This is a genomic window from Serratia sp. T13T92 (genome assembly GCF_047530105.1).
GTDB classification, from domain to species: Bacteria; Pseudomonadota; Gammaproteobacteria; order Enterobacterales; family Enterobacteriaceae; genus Chania; species Chania fonticola.
Genome location: NZ_JBLJAK010000003.1, coordinates 13,568 through 29,109, shown reverse-complemented (window position 1 = coordinate 29,109; position 15,542 = coordinate 13,568). Strand labels below are relative to the sequence as shown.

Below are 15,542 nucleotides of genomic sequence, written 5' to 3'. Positions count from 1 at the left end.
TAGTTTACCAGATTTTGACTGTTTTGTGGTGATTATGCGTTGCCTTATCACCTAATAAACTGATTTATATGAATTTTAATCTTTTTGCGGGCATAAAAAAACCCGCCAAAGAGGCGGGTTTTTCGCGTAAATCGTTCTGCCGAAGCAGAAAAAATTAACGCTTGGAGAACTGCGGACGGCGACGTGCTTTACGCAGACCGACTTTCTTACGCTCAACTTTACGCGCGTCACGAGTGACGAAGCCAGCTTTACGCAATTCACCACGCAGAGTCTCGTCGTACTCCATCAGTGCACGGGTGATACCGTGACGGATAGCGCCAGCTTGACCAGAGATGCCACCACCTTTAACGGTGATGTACAAATCGAATTTGCCAACCATGTCGGTCAGTTCCAGCGGTTGACGAACTACCATGCGGGCAGTTTCGCGACCGAAGTACTGTTCCAGGCTACGCTGGTTAATAACGATGTTACCACTGCCCGGCTTGATAAAAACGCGAGCGGCGGAGCTTTTGCGGCGACCAGTGCCGTAGTATTGATTTTCAGCCATTGCCTATAATCCCGATTAGATGTCAAGAACTTGCGGTTGCTGTGCCGCGTGAGTGTGCTCGGTGCCCGCGTAAACTTTCAGTTTACGGAACATTGCACGACCCAACGGACCCTTTGGCAGCATGCCTTTAACCGCGATTTCAATCACGCGCTCAGGACGGCGGGCAATCATCTCTTCAAAGGTCGCTTGCTTGATACCACCGATGTGGCCGGTGTGGTGGTAATACACCTTGTCTGTACGCTTGTTGCCGGTTACAGCAACTTTTTCTGCGTTCAGAACGATGATGTAGTCACCGGTATCAACGTGCGGGGTGTATTCCGCTTTATGCTTGCCGCGCAGACGACGAGCCAGTTCAGTAGCGAGACGGCCTAAAGTTTTACCGTCTGCATCAACAACGTACCAGTCACGTTTTACGGTTTCTGGTTTAGCTGTAAAAGTTTTCATTAGAAAGCTTACCCAATAATTTAGTTACACGTAGGTGTTCACCCAACGCTCGAAAACAGTTGAGGCTCACACGACCATACAAGTCCAGCAAACCTACCCCTTCGAATAGCCATTGCCGGCACTATACAAAGTTTTGGGAAAAAAACTTTGTTGTAACGTGGGGTCGCAAGATTATAGAGAAGTCGCTCACAAAGGTCGACCTGTTTTTACCGGGAAAAAGGATTTAGCGCAGGGGACCGATTTGGCGACGATAATCGGGGATGAAACTGGGCCTGAAAGCCAGGCCCGAACGCCGTTTACGGCAGATGAGGCAGCTTCAGATACTCCTCGCTCTGCATCTCCTGCAGGCGGGACAGGCAACGCTGAAACTCGAACTTCAGCTGTTCGCCTTGGTAGATCTCGAACATCGAGGCTTCGGCGGCGATCACCAGTTTGACGTGGCGCTCATAGAATTCATCCACCAGCGCCAGGAAGCGGCGGGCGGTGTTTTCCTTCAGCGGCCCCATAATGCGCACATTATACAGCATTACGCTGTGATAGAGGCGTGACAACGCGATGTAATCCAGTTGGCTACGCGGCTCTTCACACAGGGTATGAAAATCGATCGCCAATACCCCTTCCACAGCACGCAAGGTAGGCATTGGCCGGTGATTGATTTGCAGCACCGGAGCCTCTTCCCCGGCGTGGCCCGCCAGCTTGAGGAAGATGTGGTCCATCGTGTCCTGCGTTTGCTGATTGAGCGGGGTCAGATACAGATGGGCCTGCGTCAGGGTACGCAAGCGATAATCAATGCCCGCATCCACGTTCATCACGTCGCAATACTCGTTGATCAAATCGATCGCCGGTAGGAAGCGTGCGCGTTGCAGCCCGTTACGATACAGGTTGTCCGGAATAATGTTAGAGGTGGCCACCAGCGTAATACCGCGAGCGAACAGCGCCTGCAACAGCGTTGCCAGCAGCATGGCATCGGTGATGTCGGAGACAAAGAACTCGTCAAAACACAGCACGTCCGTTTGCGCCTTGAAGCCGTCCGCGACGATCTCCAGCGGGTTTTCCTGCCCTTGCAGCTCCGTCAGCTCTTCGTGCACCCGCAGCATAAAGCGGTGAAAGTGCAGCCGCAGTTTGCGATCGCCGGGCAAGCTGTGGAAAAACAGGTCCATCAGCCAGGTTTTACCCCGGCCAACGCCGCCCCACATATACAGCCCCTGCACCGGCCGCTGCGCGGTGATTTCCTCACTCTTACCTAACCAACGGCTAAGCAGGTTACGACGCTTGCCAGCGTTAGCGGCGGCAGGAGCCGGGAGCTGCTGCAACGCCTGATAGATCTGATCCAACTGCGTAACGGCCTGGCGCTGAACCGCATCGGCCTGATATTCCCCCGCATCCAGCGCCTGCTGGTAGCGTGATAACGGTGACTGTGCCTGCATGTATTCGCAATCCCTAACAACGCTGAGAATTTATTTATCCAATTTTCGCGGCGGATGGCAGCCGCTTCGCACCCTGATCGCCACATTTATCGGCGTTGTACCCCAAGAAAACCCCTGCAAACTGCAGGTATTGGCTTATCAGGATTCCACTCGGACAAGGTTAACGGTTATAGTGGATATTATTAAGTGAAAAATCCCTGCGGAACAACGAAGTCAAAATAGGAGTCATCATGACCTGGGAGTATGCGCTGATTGGTTTGGTGGTCGGTATCGTGATCGGTGCGGTAGCGATGCGTTTTGGTAACAGTAAATTACGTCAGCAACAGGTGCTGCAAAACGAACTGGATAAAAGCAAAACCGAGCTTGAAGAGTACCGTCAGGAGCTGGTTGGCCATTTTGCCCGCAGTGCTGAACTGCTGGATAACATGGCGCGCGACTATCGCCAGCTGTATCAGCATATGGCGAAAAGCTCCAATAACCTGCTGCCGGATCTGCCGATGCAGGACAACCCGTTCCGCTACCGTCTGTCCGAATCGGAAGCGGATAACGATCAGGCTCCGGTGGAGATGCCTCGTGACTACTCCGAAGGGGCATCTGGCCTGCTGCGCGGCGCACCACGCAGCAATTAATTCCCCGTTATACTGACCCGTGGGGAAATCCCACGGGTTGTTCACTTTGTTCGTCCCTCATTCCCCGCCCTGACTATGCTTACTCTTGACGATTAAGTGAACTTTTCGCGTAAATTCATTGTCCTAGACTTCACAAATGGTATTGCTATGGCAGTATCGTAAAAAATTTCACCGGCAGGTTTTGAGAGAGCTATAACCAATGAAGAAAAGATCTTTAATTCTTAGTGCATTAGCAATGAGCATTAGCCTGGCATTTGCCTCCCTCCCGGCAGCCAACGCAGCCATGCCTGCCGCCGTTGCTGGTGAGTCGCTGCCAAGCCTGGCGCCGATGCTGGAAAAAGTGCTGCCCGCCGTCGTTAGCGTACGTGTAGAAGGCACTCAGGTACAACGCCAGCCACAGCTGCCAGAGCAGTTTAAGTTCTTCTTTGGCCCGAACATGCCTACACCGAAGGAAAGCACTCGCCCGTTTGAAGGGCTGGGTTCCGGTGTGATTATTGACGCGGCGAAGGGTTACATCCTCACCAACAATCACGTCATCAACAACGCCGATAAGATCAGCGTACAGCTCAATGATGGCCGCGAATATGACGCCAAGCTGATTGGCCGCGACGAACAGTCTGACATTGCCCTGCTGCAGGTCAGCGATGTCAAAAACCTGACGGCGGTAAAAATCGCCGACTCCGACAAGCTGCGTGTTGGTGACTTCGCCGTAGCCGTCGGTAACCCGTTCGGCCTTGGCCAGACGGCGACCTCCGGCATCATCTCAGCTCTGGGCCGTAGCGGCCTGAGCCTGGAAGGGCTGGAAAACTTCATCCAGACCGATGCCTCCATCAACCGTGGCAACTCCGGCGGCGCGCTGGTGAACCTGAATGGTGAGCTGATCGGTATCAACACCGCGATCCTGGCACCGGGCGGCGGCAACATCGGTATCGGCTTCGCCATTCCAAGTAACATGGCACAGAGCCTGAGCAAGCAGTTGATTGAGTTTGGCGAAGTGAAGCGCGGTCTGCTGGGCATCAAAGGCAGTGAAATGACCGCCGATATGGCGAAAGCATTCAATACGGATGCCCAACGCGGAGCCTTTATCAGTGAAGTAATGCCAAAATCCGCCGCCGCCAAAGCCGGGATCAAAGCTGGAGACATTTTGGTCTCCTTGGATGGCAAGCCTATCAGCAGCTTTGCCGAGCTGCGTGCCAAAGTGGGCACCACCGCACCGGGCACTACCGTTAAAATAGGCCTGCTGCGTGAAGGCAAAGCCATGGACGTTGCCGTCACCCTGGATAACAGCGAAAGCGTATCAACCAATGCCGAAACGCTGTCGCCTGCGCTGCAAGGTGCCTCCCTCACCAACGGTGCGCTGCCAAACGGTGATAAAGGCGTGAAGATCGACAAGGTGGATAAAGGCACTCCGGCGGCGCAGTTTGGCCTGCAGAAAGGAGATGTGATCATCGGCGTCAACCGTCAGCGCGTTGAAAACATCAACGCACTGCGTAAACTGCTTGAGGCTAAACCGGCGGTGATGGCGTTGAACATCGTTCGTGGCGACGAAAACATTTATCTGTTGCTGCGTTAATTTGTTGCGAAACCGGGCGCGCCAGCATACTGCGCCCGGTTAACTCGTGCTATCCTCCGTTCATCTTCCCCAACACTAACTAAAACTCTATGTTTGCTAAGCTCTTGCGTTCTATTGTTATTGGTTTGGTCGTTGCCGGTATACTGCTGGCCGCCCTGCCTGTATTGCGTTCCGCCAATAACATATTCGCCAGCAAATCTGAGAATACCAGCGATCAAACGCCGGCCAGCTATAACACCGGCGTGCGCCGGGCTGCCCCTGCCGTCGTCAACATCTACAACCGCAACATCAGCGGCGCGACCAACGTGCTCTCCCTGGGTTCCGGTGTGATCATGAACGATCGCGGCTATATCATTACCAACCGCCATGTAATCAAAGACGCCCAGCAGATCACCGCCGTACTGCAAGATGGCCGTCGCTATGAGGCGTTATTGGTCGGCTCCGATAGCCTGACCGACCTGGCCGTGCTGAAAATCGATCCGGGCAACTTGCCAGTGATCCCAATTAATACCGCACGCCCCGCACGCATCGGTGATGTGGCGCTGGCGATCGGTAACCCGTACAACCTTGGGCAAACCGTTACCCAGGGCATTATCAGCGCCACCGGGCGTATCAGCCTGAGCACCACCGGGCGACAAACCTTCCTGCAAACCGATGCTTCAATCAACCGGGGTAACTCCGGCGGTGCGCTGGTTAACTCCCTGGGTGAGCTGATGGGCATCAACACGCTGACCTATGACAAGATCACCGATGGCGAAACGCCAGAGGGGCTAGGCTTTGCCATCCCGGTAGAGCTAGCGACCAAGATCATGGATAAGCTGATCCGTGATGGCCGGGTGATCCGCGGCTACTTTGGTATTCAGGGCAAAGAGATTATCCCGGTGCGCACCTCGGCGACCGGCATCGATCGCCTGCAGGGGATCATCGTGACCGAAATTACCCCTAACGGCCCGGCCGCCAATGCGGGGTTCCGTATTAATGACATCATCATTAACGTCGATAACAAACCGGCGGTGTCGGTATTGGAGACGATGGATCAGGTGGCGGAGATCCGCCCAGGGACGGAGATCCCGGTGGTAGTGCTGCGCGATGGGCAACGCATTACGCTGCATATGGCGGTGGGGGAATTCCCGGAGGATAATAATTAGTTAGCAAAAAGCCCGGCAAGCCGGGCTTTATTCGCACAAACAGGCTAAAACTATCGATTACTCGCCTTTCACACGTTCGATATTGGCACCCAGCGCACGCAGTTTGTCTTCGATGCGCTCGTAGCCACGGTCGATGTGATAAATACGATCTACCACCGTTACGCCTTCGGCAATACAACCCGCTAATACCAGACTAGCAGAGGCACGTAGATCGGTCGCCATCACCTGTGCACCAGAAAGCTGCTCTACGCCGTGGCAAATCACGGTGTTGCTCTCGATTTCTGCGTGTGCGCCCATACGGATCAGCTCAGGCACGTGCATAAAGCGGTTTTCGAAGATCGTCTCGGTGATCACGCCGGTCCCTTCCGCTACCAGGTTCAACAGGCTGAACTGCGCCTGCATATCGGTTGGGAAACCAGGGTGTGGAGCCGTACGCAGGGTTACCGCTTTCGGGCGTTTGCCATGCATGTCCAGGCTGATCCAGTCTTCACCGACTTCGATATCGGCCCCTGCTTCACGCAGTTTGGCCAACACCGCATCCAACGTATCTGGACGGGTATTACGGCACAGCACCTTGCCACCGGAAACGGCAGCGGCAACCAGGAAGGTACCGGTTTCGATACGGTCTGGCAGCACACGGTAAACCCCGCCACCCAGGCGCTCAACGCCTTCGATGGTGATCCTGTCCGTGCCCGCGCCGCTGATTTTGGCACCCAGCGTGTTGAGGAAGTTGGCGGTATCAACGATTTCCGGCTCACGTGCCGCATTCTCGATGATGGTGGTACCGGTCGCCAGGGTTGCAGCACTCATGATGGTGACGGTCGCGCCTACGCTGACCTTATCCATCACGATATGTGCGCCCTTCAGGCGTCCTTCCACAGAGGCCTTGACATAGCCCTCTTCCAGTTTGATTTCCGCACCCAGCTGCTCCAGGCCGGTAATGTGCAGGTCAACCGGACGTGCGCCAATGGCACAACCACCTGGCAGTGAGACCTGGCCGCGGCCAAAGCGCGCTACCAGTGGCCCCAATGCCCAAATGGAGGCACGCATGGTTTTCACCAGATCGTAGGGAGCACAAAACTCGTTCACGCCGCTGGCATCAACATAGACCGAGCCATTACGCTCGATCTTGGTACCCAACTGGCTGAGCAGTTTGATGGTGGTGTCAATGTCCTTTAGCTTCGGGACGTTTTGCAGTTCGACAGGCTCTTCCGCCAGCAAGGCGGCAAACAGGATCGGCAGGGCGGCGTTTTTCGCCCCGGAAATGGTCACTTCACCGCTAAGACGGGTCCGGCCATGCACACGAAATTTATCCATTTAACTACTCTCTGTTATCTGTTCTGAGCTGCCTGCCCGCCGGGCAAACAGCCTTAAAATCCGTTGAGTTTGCGATCCCGCTGCCACTCTTCTGGGGTATATGCCTTGATCGACAAAGCATGAATGCGGTTGTCCGCGATGTATTCCATCAGCGGCGCATAGACGGCTTGCTGTTTCTTGACGCGGCTCATGGTGGCGAACAGTTCACCCACGGCGATCACCTGAAAATGGCTGCCATCGCCGGTCACATGCGCTTCTTCCAGTGCCAACGCCTTCATCAGCACGTCTTTAATTTCGCTATTTTCCATAGTATCCAATTCCGCATCGAAGGATCATAGTCACCCGGGGCGACTTCTTGGCGTCTATCTTAGTGGAATCCGCCGCTTTCTTAAACCAAAGAAAAAGCCCCTGAGCAACAGGGGCCTTTAACTGATTTTTCCCGGTCGAACAGCCATAAATGTGGCTAACTAGCGGTTTCGACAGGCATTATTGCTGACAAATTGTAGAGCGTGATCAGCGTTTGCAGCCGATCGGTGATGCCGGAAATTTTTATCTCAATTCCCTGCTGGCTCCGTTGCTCACGTAAATGCAGCAGCAGGGCCAGACCGGAAGAGTCCACGCGCTGCAGTTGAGCGACATCAATCACGGTTTTATCTGCCAACAGCGTCTCACGTTGCTGCCACAGCGGCAATAACGTCTCACGATCCAGCTCGCCGCTCAGCACCAGCGTTTGCTGTTGTGATTCCCAGCTCAGCGCTGCGGCCATCAGTTTTTCTGATCCAGGGTGATCGGCTGTTTGGCGGCCGCTTGCAGCTGCTGGGTCAAACCGTCAACGCCTTTGAGGCGCAGAGTCGATGCCCACTCATTCTGCTTGGTGGTGATCATGCTGACGCCTTCGGCAATCATGTCATACGCCTGCCAGTGGCCGGTTTTGCTGTTCTTGCGCCATTGGAAATCCAGACGCACCGGTGGGCGGCCCCCTTTATCGATGATGGTCACGCGGATCGCGATGATATCGGCATTGCCTAGCGGCTGTTCCGGTTCGATCTGATAGGTCTGGCCCTGGTACATGGCTAACGCCTGACCATACGCCTGCTCCAGATAGGCTTGGAAGGCAGTGAAGTAAGCTTCACGCTGGGCTGGCGTGGCGTCTTTGTAGTAACGGCCCAGCACCAACGCACCGGCATATTTCACCTGCACGAACGGCATCAGCTCTTCATGCACGATGGTGCGCAGGTAGTTAGGATCCTGCTTGATTTTTGGCTGCTCACTTTTCAGGCGGGTGAAGGTTTTCTGCGCAGCGTCTTGCATCAGGCTGTATGGGTTAGTCTGATCGACCGCATTAGCTAGCGGTGCAACCACCAGCAGGGCAACCATTAAAAAACGTTTAAACATGCAGGTTTCCTCGATTAGTGAGTTGTAGCGGAATGCGCAGCGGCATCCGGTGCCGGAGCTGCAGCGGAGCCATCCGGTGAATTCGGGCTATCCTGACCACCGCTCTTGTAGAGGAACTGGCCGATCAAGTCTTCCAGCACCATGGCTGATTTGGTGTCCTGAATGGTCCCACCATCCTTAAGGATAGTCGTGCCCATCTCGGGATCTTCAAAACCGACGTTCAACGCCAGATACTGTTCACCCAGCAGCCCTGAGGTGCGGATCGCCAGCGAGCTGGTGTCCGGGATCTGGTTGTATTGTTGCTGGATATCCAGCGCCACGCGTGGTGTGTAGGTCTTCGGGTCGAGCGAGATAGCCGCAACCCGGCCAATCATCACACCACCAATCTTCACTGGTGAACGCGCTTTCAAACCACCGATATTATCGAAGGTGGCGTAGATACGGTAAGTCGGTTCATTACCGATCGATTTAATATTGGCCACCTGGAGGCAGAGGAAGATGATGGCGCACAGCGCAATCAGCATAAACGCCCCAACCCAGATTTCACTCTTCTTCGTTTGCATCAAATCAATTCCCAAACATCAGTGCAGTCAGCACGAAATCCAATCCCAACACCGCCAGTGACGAATGTACCACGGTCCTTGTCGTTGCCTGACTAATCCCTTCAGAGGTCGGTACGGCATCATAACCATTGAAGATCGCAATCCAGCTAACGGTAATGGCAAACACCACGCTCTTGATCAGGCAGTTAAGTAAATCCTGACGCCATTCAACGGCCCCTTGCATCGCCGACCAGAAGAAACCGCTGTCGATGCCTTTCCAGTCCACGCCGACAATCGCGCCGCCCCAGATACCGATGGCCACGAAAATAATCGTCAGCAGCGGCATGCTAATAAGACCGGCCCAGAAACGTGGGGCAACGATACGCCGCAGCGGATCGATCGCCATCATTTCCAGGCTGGAGAGCTGCTCGGTGGCCTTCATCAGACCGATTTCGGCCGTCAGAGCTGAACCGGCGCGGCCAGCGAACAGCAGAGCGGTCACTACCGGCCCCAGCTCACGCAGTAATGACAACGCCACCATCATGCCCAGGCTCGCCTCGGCACTGTAGGTGGTGAGGACGATATAACCTTGCAACCCCAACACCATGCCGATAAACAAGCCGGAAACCATGATGATCAGCAGCGACTGCACGCCCACGCTGTGTAGCTGTTTGAGCAGCAGCGGCCATTGTTTACGCGGCTCCGGGCGCCCGATCAGCGCGTGGAACAGCATCAGCCCGGCGCGTCCAAAGGCTGCGCTGGTGTTGATGCCACGGCGTCCTAACGACGCTAACGCCTTTAAAAACATGAAGTTATTTACTCCCTTCCCCTAAAAGCTCTGTCTGATAATCACCGACCGGGTAACGGAATGGTACCGGCCCATCGGCAATACCATCCAGAAACTGACGCACTCGTGCATCAGGATTGTTCTGTAATTGCGCTGCCGAGCCTTCGGCAATCACATGGTGATCCGCCACAATATAGGCGTAATCCGCGATACTCAAGACTTCTGGCACATCATGGGATACCACGATGCAGGTGATCCCGAGCGCGTTATTCAGCTCATCGATCAGCTTGACCAGCACGCCCATGGTGATCGGATCCTGGCCAACGAAGGGTTCGTCGAACATGATCAATGTCGGATCCAACGCGATAGCACGCGCCAAGGCAGCTCGCCGCGCCATACCGCCAGAAAGTTCGTTCGGCATCAGATCTGCCGCGCCACGTAGCCCTACGGCTTCCAGCTTCATCAGCACCGTGCTGCGCAGGATCGGCTCCGGCAGGCGGCTGTGCTCACGCAGCGGGTAAGCCACGTTCTCAAATACCGTCAGATCGGTAAACAGCGCTCCCGACTGAAACAGCATGCTCATCTTCTTGCGTGACTCATACAACTGATGGCGCGACAGCGCCGGGATGTTGTCCCCATCAAACCAGATCTCGCCGCTGTCCGGGGTCAACTGGCCACCAATCAGGCGTAACAGCGTGGTTTTACCAATGCCGGACGGCCCCATGATGGCCGTCACTTTGCCACGGGGAACCGTCAGGTTGATGTCTTCGAATATCAGCCGATCGCCGCGAGAGAAGCTCATGCCGCGCACTTCGACCAGATTATCTGCCTTCTGGTGCATGTTTATTGATCCTGTACAGGCTATTTTTTTGCCAAATCATCCGTGATGGTAAAGCAATAGGGGGCTATACGTCTTATTTTTACCGAAACTTACCCTCAATGCGCTACCAATGATGCCATAGGTTTTACTTTTAGGCTCCAGACGGTCAAAATTAGGAAATAACGCAAAAAATAAAGTCTGACTGATGACAAACTGAGAATGTTTCTGAGGGCGCAGCATGCGGCGCCCCTACAAAGCCAGTTCATCAGGATGAGTCGCAGTCTTATGGTTCGATCTTTTACCGGGAAAATTCGTTGTTGTGTGCAACGAGGGGTGTGCAAGCTGGCCGATGATGGCCTTTAACCAACGAACCGGGATAATACCCCAATATAGGACCCTGAATGTTTCTCGCGATAGTGCTGTTGATCGTTGGTTTATTTTTACTGGTGTATGGGGCGGATAGATTAGTTTATGGTGCGGCGGTGATTAGCCGTTCGCTGGGGGTTCCCCCGTTGATTATCGGCATGACGATAGTCGGTATAGGCACTTCGTTGCCAGAATTGATCGTGTCGGTCACCGCCGCCCTCAATGGGCAGACCAACCTGGCGGTGGGTAACGTGATTGGCTCCAACATCACCAATATTTTACTGATCCTGGGGGTGGCAGCCCTGATCCATCCGCTGTCGGTTCGCTCCGAAGTGTTACGGCGTGAACTGCCGCTGATGCTGGGGGTTATCCTGCTGTGCGGCTACGTGCTGATGGATAACACCCTGAGCCGGTTCGATGGCGTGCTGCTGCTGTTGGCCGCCACCGGTTTTATTCTGCTGATGCTGAAAATCGCCAGGCTGGCGCAACGTGAAGGCAACGACAGCCTGACGGTGGAGCAACTCGCCGAACTGCCGCAGGACAGCAGCAACACGGTAGCCATTCTCTGGCTGGTGCTGGCCTTCATTATTCTGCCGCTGTCATCAAGGATGATCATCGACAACGCTTCGGTGATTGCCCACTACTTTGGCCTGAGTGAACTGGTAGTTGGCCTGACGATTATCGCCATCGGCACCAGCCTGCCCGAATTGGCCACCTCGATCGCCGGAGCACTAAAAGGCGAAGATGATATGGCGGTAGGGAATATCATCGGCTCGACGATTTTTAATACGGTAATCGTACTGGGTGTCCCTGCCCTGCTATCACCGGGCAGTATCGATCCCGCCGCCTTCCAGCGCGATTACTGGGTGATGCTGGCGGCCGGTATCCTGCTTGCCGCGCTGTGTATTGGCCGCAAACATCGTATCGGTCATCTGGCGGGAGCTCTGTTATTATGTGGCTTTATTGCGTATCTTGCAGTGCTGTTCTTTAACCCTTTTCAGCTCTTTTAGCTTTACCCTATAGCATTCGAGATACAGGTAGGCGGCAACTGAAAGCATCCCTGGGAGCTTAGCTCACTAAGTGACCAGGGTAATTGAAGGCAGCCAACACCCCTGTATCTTGAAGGATGACGGGTAAAACCGTTGGGAATGTGTATGTCATCTATCCAGTTGCAACCGGGCTTTGACTTTCAGCAGGCCGGCAAAGAAGTGCTTCAGATTGAGCGTGATGGCCTGGCCCAGCTCGATCAGTACATCAATGCAGATTTTACCCGGGCATGTGAAGCGATCGCCGGATGCTGCGGTAAAGTCGTGGTCATGGGCATGGGTAAATCCGGCCATATCGGCTGCAAAATTGCCGCCACGCTGGCCAGTACCGGAACCCCGGCGTTCTTCGTGCATCCGGCTGAGGCCAGCCACGGCGATCTGGGCATGGTATCAGCGCAGGACATTGTACTGGCGATTTCCAACTCCGGTGAGTCGAACGAAATTCTGGCGCTGATCCCGGTATTGAAACGCCAGCAGATCCCACTGATTTGCATGACCAACAACCCGGAAAGCTCGATGGGCAAGGCGGCAGATGTGCATCTGTGCATCAAGGTACCGCAGGAGGCTTGCCCGCTGGGTCTGGCTCCTACCACCAGCACCACCGCCACCTTGGTCATGGGCGATGCGTTAGCCGTAGCGCTGCTGAAAGCCCGTGGCTTTACCCCGGAAGATTTCGCCCTGTCTCACCCTGGGGGAGCATTGGGCCGCCGCCTGCTGCTGCGCGTTAGTGATATCATGCACAGCGGCGATGAAATTCCGCACGTCAGCCCCGAAGCCTCTCTGCGCGACGCGCTGCTGGAGATCACTCGTAAAAACCTGGGCATGACGGTGATCTGCGACGATCTGATGAAAATCGCCGGTATTTTTACCGACGGTGACTTACGCCGGGTGTTCGATATGGGCATCGATCTGAATAATGCCAACATCACCGACGTCATGACGCTGGGCGGTATCCGGGTACGCCCGAACCTGCTGGCAGTCGATGCGCTCAACCTGATGCAGCAACGCCATATCACCGCCGTGCTGGTTGCCGATGGCGACCAATTGCTGGGTGTGGTACATATGCATGACATGCTGCGCGCTGGCGTCGTTTAATGAAAGGAACCCACTGCATGAGTCTGGTTGAAACCTGTTACGGGCCGGTAGCTGAAGAAGTCATGGCCCGCGCCGGGAAAATCCGCCTGTTGATTTGTGATGTCGACGGCGTGCTGTCAGACGGCCTGATCTACATGGGTAATAACGGTGAAGAGCTGAAAGCCTTCAACGTCCGTGACGGCTATGGCATCCGCTGCCTGAAAACCTCGGGTATCGAGGTGGCCATCATCACCGGGCGTTCGGCCAAGCTGTTGGAAGACCGGGCAAAAACGTTGGATATCACCCATCTGTATCAAGGGCAGTCCGATAAGCTTTTGGCCTTCCGTGAACTGTTGGATAAACTGTCCCTGATGCCAGATGAAATCGCCTACATCGGCGACGATCTGATCGACTGGCCGGTCATGGCCGAAGTCGGTCTGGCCGTCGCGGTGGCCGATGCGCATCCATTATTGTTACCTCGTGCCCATTATGTCACCCGAATCAACGGTGGCCGTGGTGCGGTGCGCGAGCTGTGCGACCTGATCCTGCTGGCGCAAAACAAGCTGGAGGACGCCAAAGGGCTGTCAATATGAGTAAAACCAAACTTTGGATCACCATCTTGCTGACCGTGATCGCGCTGGCGCTGATTGGCTGGAACATGGCCGATTTCAGCGATGACGGCAATTCGGTACCGGTCAATAACCAAGACCCGACCTATCAGAGCCAGCATACCGTGACTGTGGTATACAATCCGGCCGGGCAGCTAAGCTACAAGCTGGTGGCAGAAGAGGTTAAATATTACACCGCCGATGAGTTAAGCTGGTTCACCCAGCCGGTGATGACACTGTTTGATGAGCATGCCGTGGCCACTTGGTCAATACGCGCCGATCGCGCCAAGCTGACCAAAAACCGCATGCTGTATCTGTACGGCCACGTAGAGGTGAACAGTTTGACAACCACCTCACAGCTGGAAAAAATTAAAACCGATAATGCCCAGATTAATCTGGTCACCCAGGACGTTTCTTCCGATGATGAAGTCACCCTGTTCGGCACGAATTTCACCTCTAACGGCATGAAAATGCGTGGCAATCTGCGGAACAAAACCGCTGAGCTGATTGATAAGGTCAAGACCAACTATGAAATTCAGAACCAAAAGCCAACTCCGTAATCTGTTGATCGTCAGCCTCGTTTTGACCGCCAGCTCCCCCGCATTGGCGTTGAAATCCGACTCTGACCAACCGGTAAGTATCGACTCGCTGAAACAGTCGCTGGATATGCAGAGCAACGTCAGCACCTTTACCGACAACGTGGTGATCAAGCAGGGCACCATTGAGATCAAGGCCGACAAGGTCGTGGTCACACGCCCGGGTGGCGATCAGAACAAAACCTATATTGAAGCGTTCGGCAATCCGGTAACCTTCTACCAGATGCAGGACAACGGCAAGCCGGTGAAAGGCCATGCGCAGAAAGTTCGTTACGACGTCGCGCCGCAGCTGATCACCCTCACCGGCAACGCCTATCTGGAACAGCTCGATAGCAATGTGAAGGGCGACCGTATTACCTATCTGGTGCCACAGCAGCAGATGCAGGCGTTCAGCGATAAAGGCAAACGCGTGACCACGGTTCTGGTGCCATCACAATTGCAAGACAAAAACGGTCAAAAGAAGAGTAACTAATTACTTATGGCAACACTCATCGCAGAAAACCTGGCGAAAGCCTACAAAGGCCGCAAAGTCGTTGAAGACGTGAGCCTGAAAGTGAAATCTGGCGAGATCGTTGGCCTGCTGGGGCCAAACGGTGCCGGTAAGACCACCACTTTCTACATGGTGGTTGGCATCGTTCAACGCGACGCCGGGCGCATCGTGATCGATGACGAAGATATCAGTATCCTGCCGCTGCACGCCCGCGCACGCCGCGGTATCGGTTACCTGCCGCAGGAAGCCTCTATCTTCCGCCGCCTGAGTGTTTACGACAACCTGATGGCAGTGCTGGAGATCCGCAACGATCTCACCAGTGAACAACGCAACGATCGGGCTATCGAGCTGCTGGAAGAGTTTCATATCTCCCACCTGCGTGACAACCTGGGCCAATCGCTTTCCGGTGGTGAACGCCGCCGCGTGGAGATTGCCCGTGCGTTGGCCGCCAACCCGAAATTTATCCTGCTGGATGAACCTTTCGCCGGGGTTGACCCGATTTCCGTTATCGATATCAAGAAAATCATCGAGCACCTGCGCGACAGCGGCCTTGGCGTGCTGATCACCGATCATAACGTGCGCGAGACGCTGGACGTGTGCGAACGTGCCTATATCGTCAGCCAGGGCAAGCTGATTGCCCACGGCACGCCGGACGCCATCCTGGCCGATGAGCAGGTGAAACGCGTTTATCTGGGCGAAGAGTTCCGCCTGTAGGTTCCAGCGGCAGGCCAAC

General features: G+C 54.8%; 19 protein-coding genes. 9 read left to right on the top strand and 10 right to left on the bottom strand.

The genetic code is table 11. From position 1 onward, the window contains the following. Positions 1–154: 154 nt before the first annotated feature. From rpsI to zapE, 3 genes are all read right to left on the bottom strand, one after another. On the bottom strand, positions 155–547 hold the full coding sequence (rpsI, locus tag ACMV5I_RS05080; RefSeq protein WP_021180677.1) for a 30S ribosomal protein S9: 393 nt from the start codon (positions 545–547) through the stop codon (positions 155–157). Between the two features lie 15 nt (positions 548–562). Further along, positions 563–991 (bottom strand): 50S ribosomal protein L13, encoded by a 429-nt coding sequence (gene rplM, locus ACMV5I_RS05075; RefSeq protein WP_021180678.1) that lies wholly within the window; start codon positions 989–991, stop codon positions 563–565. Positions 992–1,287: 296 nt separating this feature from the next. After that, positions 1,288–2,418 carry a cell division protein ZapE gene (gene zapE, locus ACMV5I_RS05070; protein WP_414823786.1) on the bottom strand — a complete coding sequence of 377 codons (1,131 nt, stop codon included), beginning with the start codon at positions 2,416–2,418 and terminating at the stop codon, positions 1,288–1,290. A gap of 230 nt (positions 2,419–2,648) precedes the next feature. Here zapE and zapG point away from each other — a divergent pair, with 230 nt between their 5' ends. The 3 genes from zapG to degS all read left to right on the top strand — a co-directional run bounded on the left by zapG (position 2,649) and on the right by degS (position 5,768). Further along, positions 2,649–3,047, top strand: a complete 399-nt coding sequence (zapG, locus tag ACMV5I_RS05065; RefSeq protein WP_024483697.1) for a Z-ring associated protein ZapG — start codon at positions 2,649–2,651, stop codon at positions 3,045–3,047. A gap of 199 nt (positions 3,048–3,246) precedes the next feature. Next, on the top strand, positions 3,247–4,620 hold the full coding sequence (gene degQ / locus ACMV5I_RS05060; protein ID WP_121607931.1) for a serine endoprotease DegQ: 1,374 nt from the start codon (positions 3,247–3,249) through the stop codon (positions 4,618–4,620). Positions 4,621–4,709: 89 nt separating this feature from the next. Continuing rightward, entirely contained in the window at positions 4,710–5,768 is a 1,059-nt protein-coding gene (gene degS, locus ACMV5I_RS05055; RefSeq protein WP_065684740.1) for an outer membrane-stress sensor serine endopeptidase DegS, read from the top strand. A gap of 57 nt (positions 5,769–5,825) precedes the next feature. Here the strand turns inward: degS and murA are convergent, their stop codons facing one another. From murA to mlaF, 7 genes are all read right to left on the bottom strand, one after another. Continuing rightward, positions 5,826–7,085: a UDP-N-acetylglucosamine 1-carboxyvinyltransferase gene (gene murA, locus ACMV5I_RS05050; RefSeq protein WP_021180688.1), complete on the bottom strand. Its 1,260-nt coding sequence runs from the start codon at positions 7,083–7,085 to the stop codon at positions 5,826–5,828. Between the two features lie 53 nt (positions 7,086–7,138). After that, complete coding sequence (gene ibaG, locus ACMV5I_RS05045) at positions 7,139–7,393, bottom strand: BolA family iron metabolism protein IbaG (protein ID WP_021180689.1); 255 nt, start codon at positions 7,391–7,393, stop codon at positions 7,139–7,141. Between the two features lie 155 nt (positions 7,394–7,548). Continuing rightward, positions 7,549–7,851, bottom strand: coding sequence for a lipid asymmetry maintenance protein MlaB (gene mlaB / locus ACMV5I_RS05040; protein WP_174333673.1), 303 nt, complete (start codon positions 7,849–7,851; stop codon positions 7,549–7,551). Further along, positions 7,851–8,480, bottom strand: a complete 630-nt coding sequence (mlaC, locus tag ACMV5I_RS05035) for a phospholipid-binding protein MlaC (protein WP_021180691.1) — start codon at positions 8,478–8,480, stop codon at positions 7,851–7,853. The genes mlaB and mlaC overlap by 1 nt, the downstream gene beginning before the upstream one ends. 14 nt (positions 8,481–8,494) lie before the next feature. Continuing rightward, on the bottom strand, positions 8,495–9,043 hold the full coding sequence (gene mlaD / locus ACMV5I_RS05030) for an outer membrane lipid asymmetry maintenance protein MlaD (protein ID WP_121607933.1): 549 nt from the start codon (positions 9,041–9,043) through the stop codon (positions 8,495–8,497). Positions 9,044–9,047: 4 nt separating this feature from the next. Continuing rightward, positions 9,048–9,830 (bottom strand): lipid asymmetry maintenance ABC transporter permease subunit MlaE, encoded by a 783-nt coding sequence (mlaE, locus tag ACMV5I_RS05025; protein ID WP_021806955.1) that lies wholly within the window; start codon positions 9,828–9,830, stop codon positions 9,048–9,050. 4 nt (positions 9,831–9,834) lie between these two features. Next, positions 9,835–10,650, bottom strand: coding sequence for a phospholipid ABC transporter ATP-binding protein MlaF (gene mlaF / locus ACMV5I_RS05020; RefSeq protein WP_414823785.1), 816 nt, complete (start codon positions 10,648–10,650; stop codon positions 9,835–9,837). 380 nt (positions 10,651–11,030) lie between these two features. Between mlaF and ACMV5I_RS05015 the strand changes: the two genes are divergently transcribed. The 6 genes from ACMV5I_RS05015 to lptB all read left to right on the top strand — a co-directional run bounded on the left by ACMV5I_RS05015 (position 11,031) and on the right by lptB (position 15,523). Then, positions 11,031–12,005 (top strand): calcium/sodium antiporter, encoded by a 975-nt coding sequence (locus ACMV5I_RS05015; protein ID WP_202671962.1) that lies wholly within the window; start codon positions 11,031–11,033, stop codon positions 12,003–12,005. 144 nt (positions 12,006–12,149) lie between these two features. Beyond that, a complete protein-coding gene (gene kdsD / locus ACMV5I_RS05010; RefSeq protein WP_121607934.1) occupies positions 12,150–13,136 on the top strand; it encodes an arabinose-5-phosphate isomerase KdsD in 987 nt (328 codons plus the stop codon). A gap of 17 nt (positions 13,137–13,153) precedes the next feature. Then, the gene (gene kdsC, locus ACMV5I_RS05005; RefSeq protein ID WP_024483713.1) at positions 13,154–13,708 is read left to right on the top strand and encodes a 3-deoxy-manno-octulosonate-8-phosphatase KdsC; all 555 of its coding nucleotides are present in this window, start codon (positions 13,154–13,156) and stop codon (positions 13,706–13,708) included. Continuing rightward, complete coding sequence (gene lptC / locus ACMV5I_RS05000; protein ID WP_121607935.1) at positions 13,705–14,283, top strand: LPS export ABC transporter periplasmic protein LptC; 579 nt, start codon at positions 13,705–13,707, stop codon at positions 14,281–14,283. The genes kdsC and lptC overlap by 4 nt, the downstream gene beginning before the upstream one ends. Then, the gene (gene lptA / locus ACMV5I_RS04995) at positions 14,252–14,791 is read left to right on the top strand and encodes a lipopolysaccharide ABC transporter substrate-binding protein LptA (RefSeq protein WP_021180699.1); all 540 of its coding nucleotides are present in this window, start codon (positions 14,252–14,254) and stop codon (positions 14,789–14,791) included. Before lptC ends, lptA begins: the two co-directional genes overlap by 32 nt. 6 nt (positions 14,792–14,797) lie before the next feature. Beyond that, a complete protein-coding gene (gene lptB, locus ACMV5I_RS04990) occupies positions 14,798–15,523 on the top strand; it encodes an LPS export ABC transporter ATP-binding protein (protein WP_021806959.1) in 726 nt (241 codons plus the stop codon). Positions 15,524–15,542: the final 19 nt, after the last annotated feature.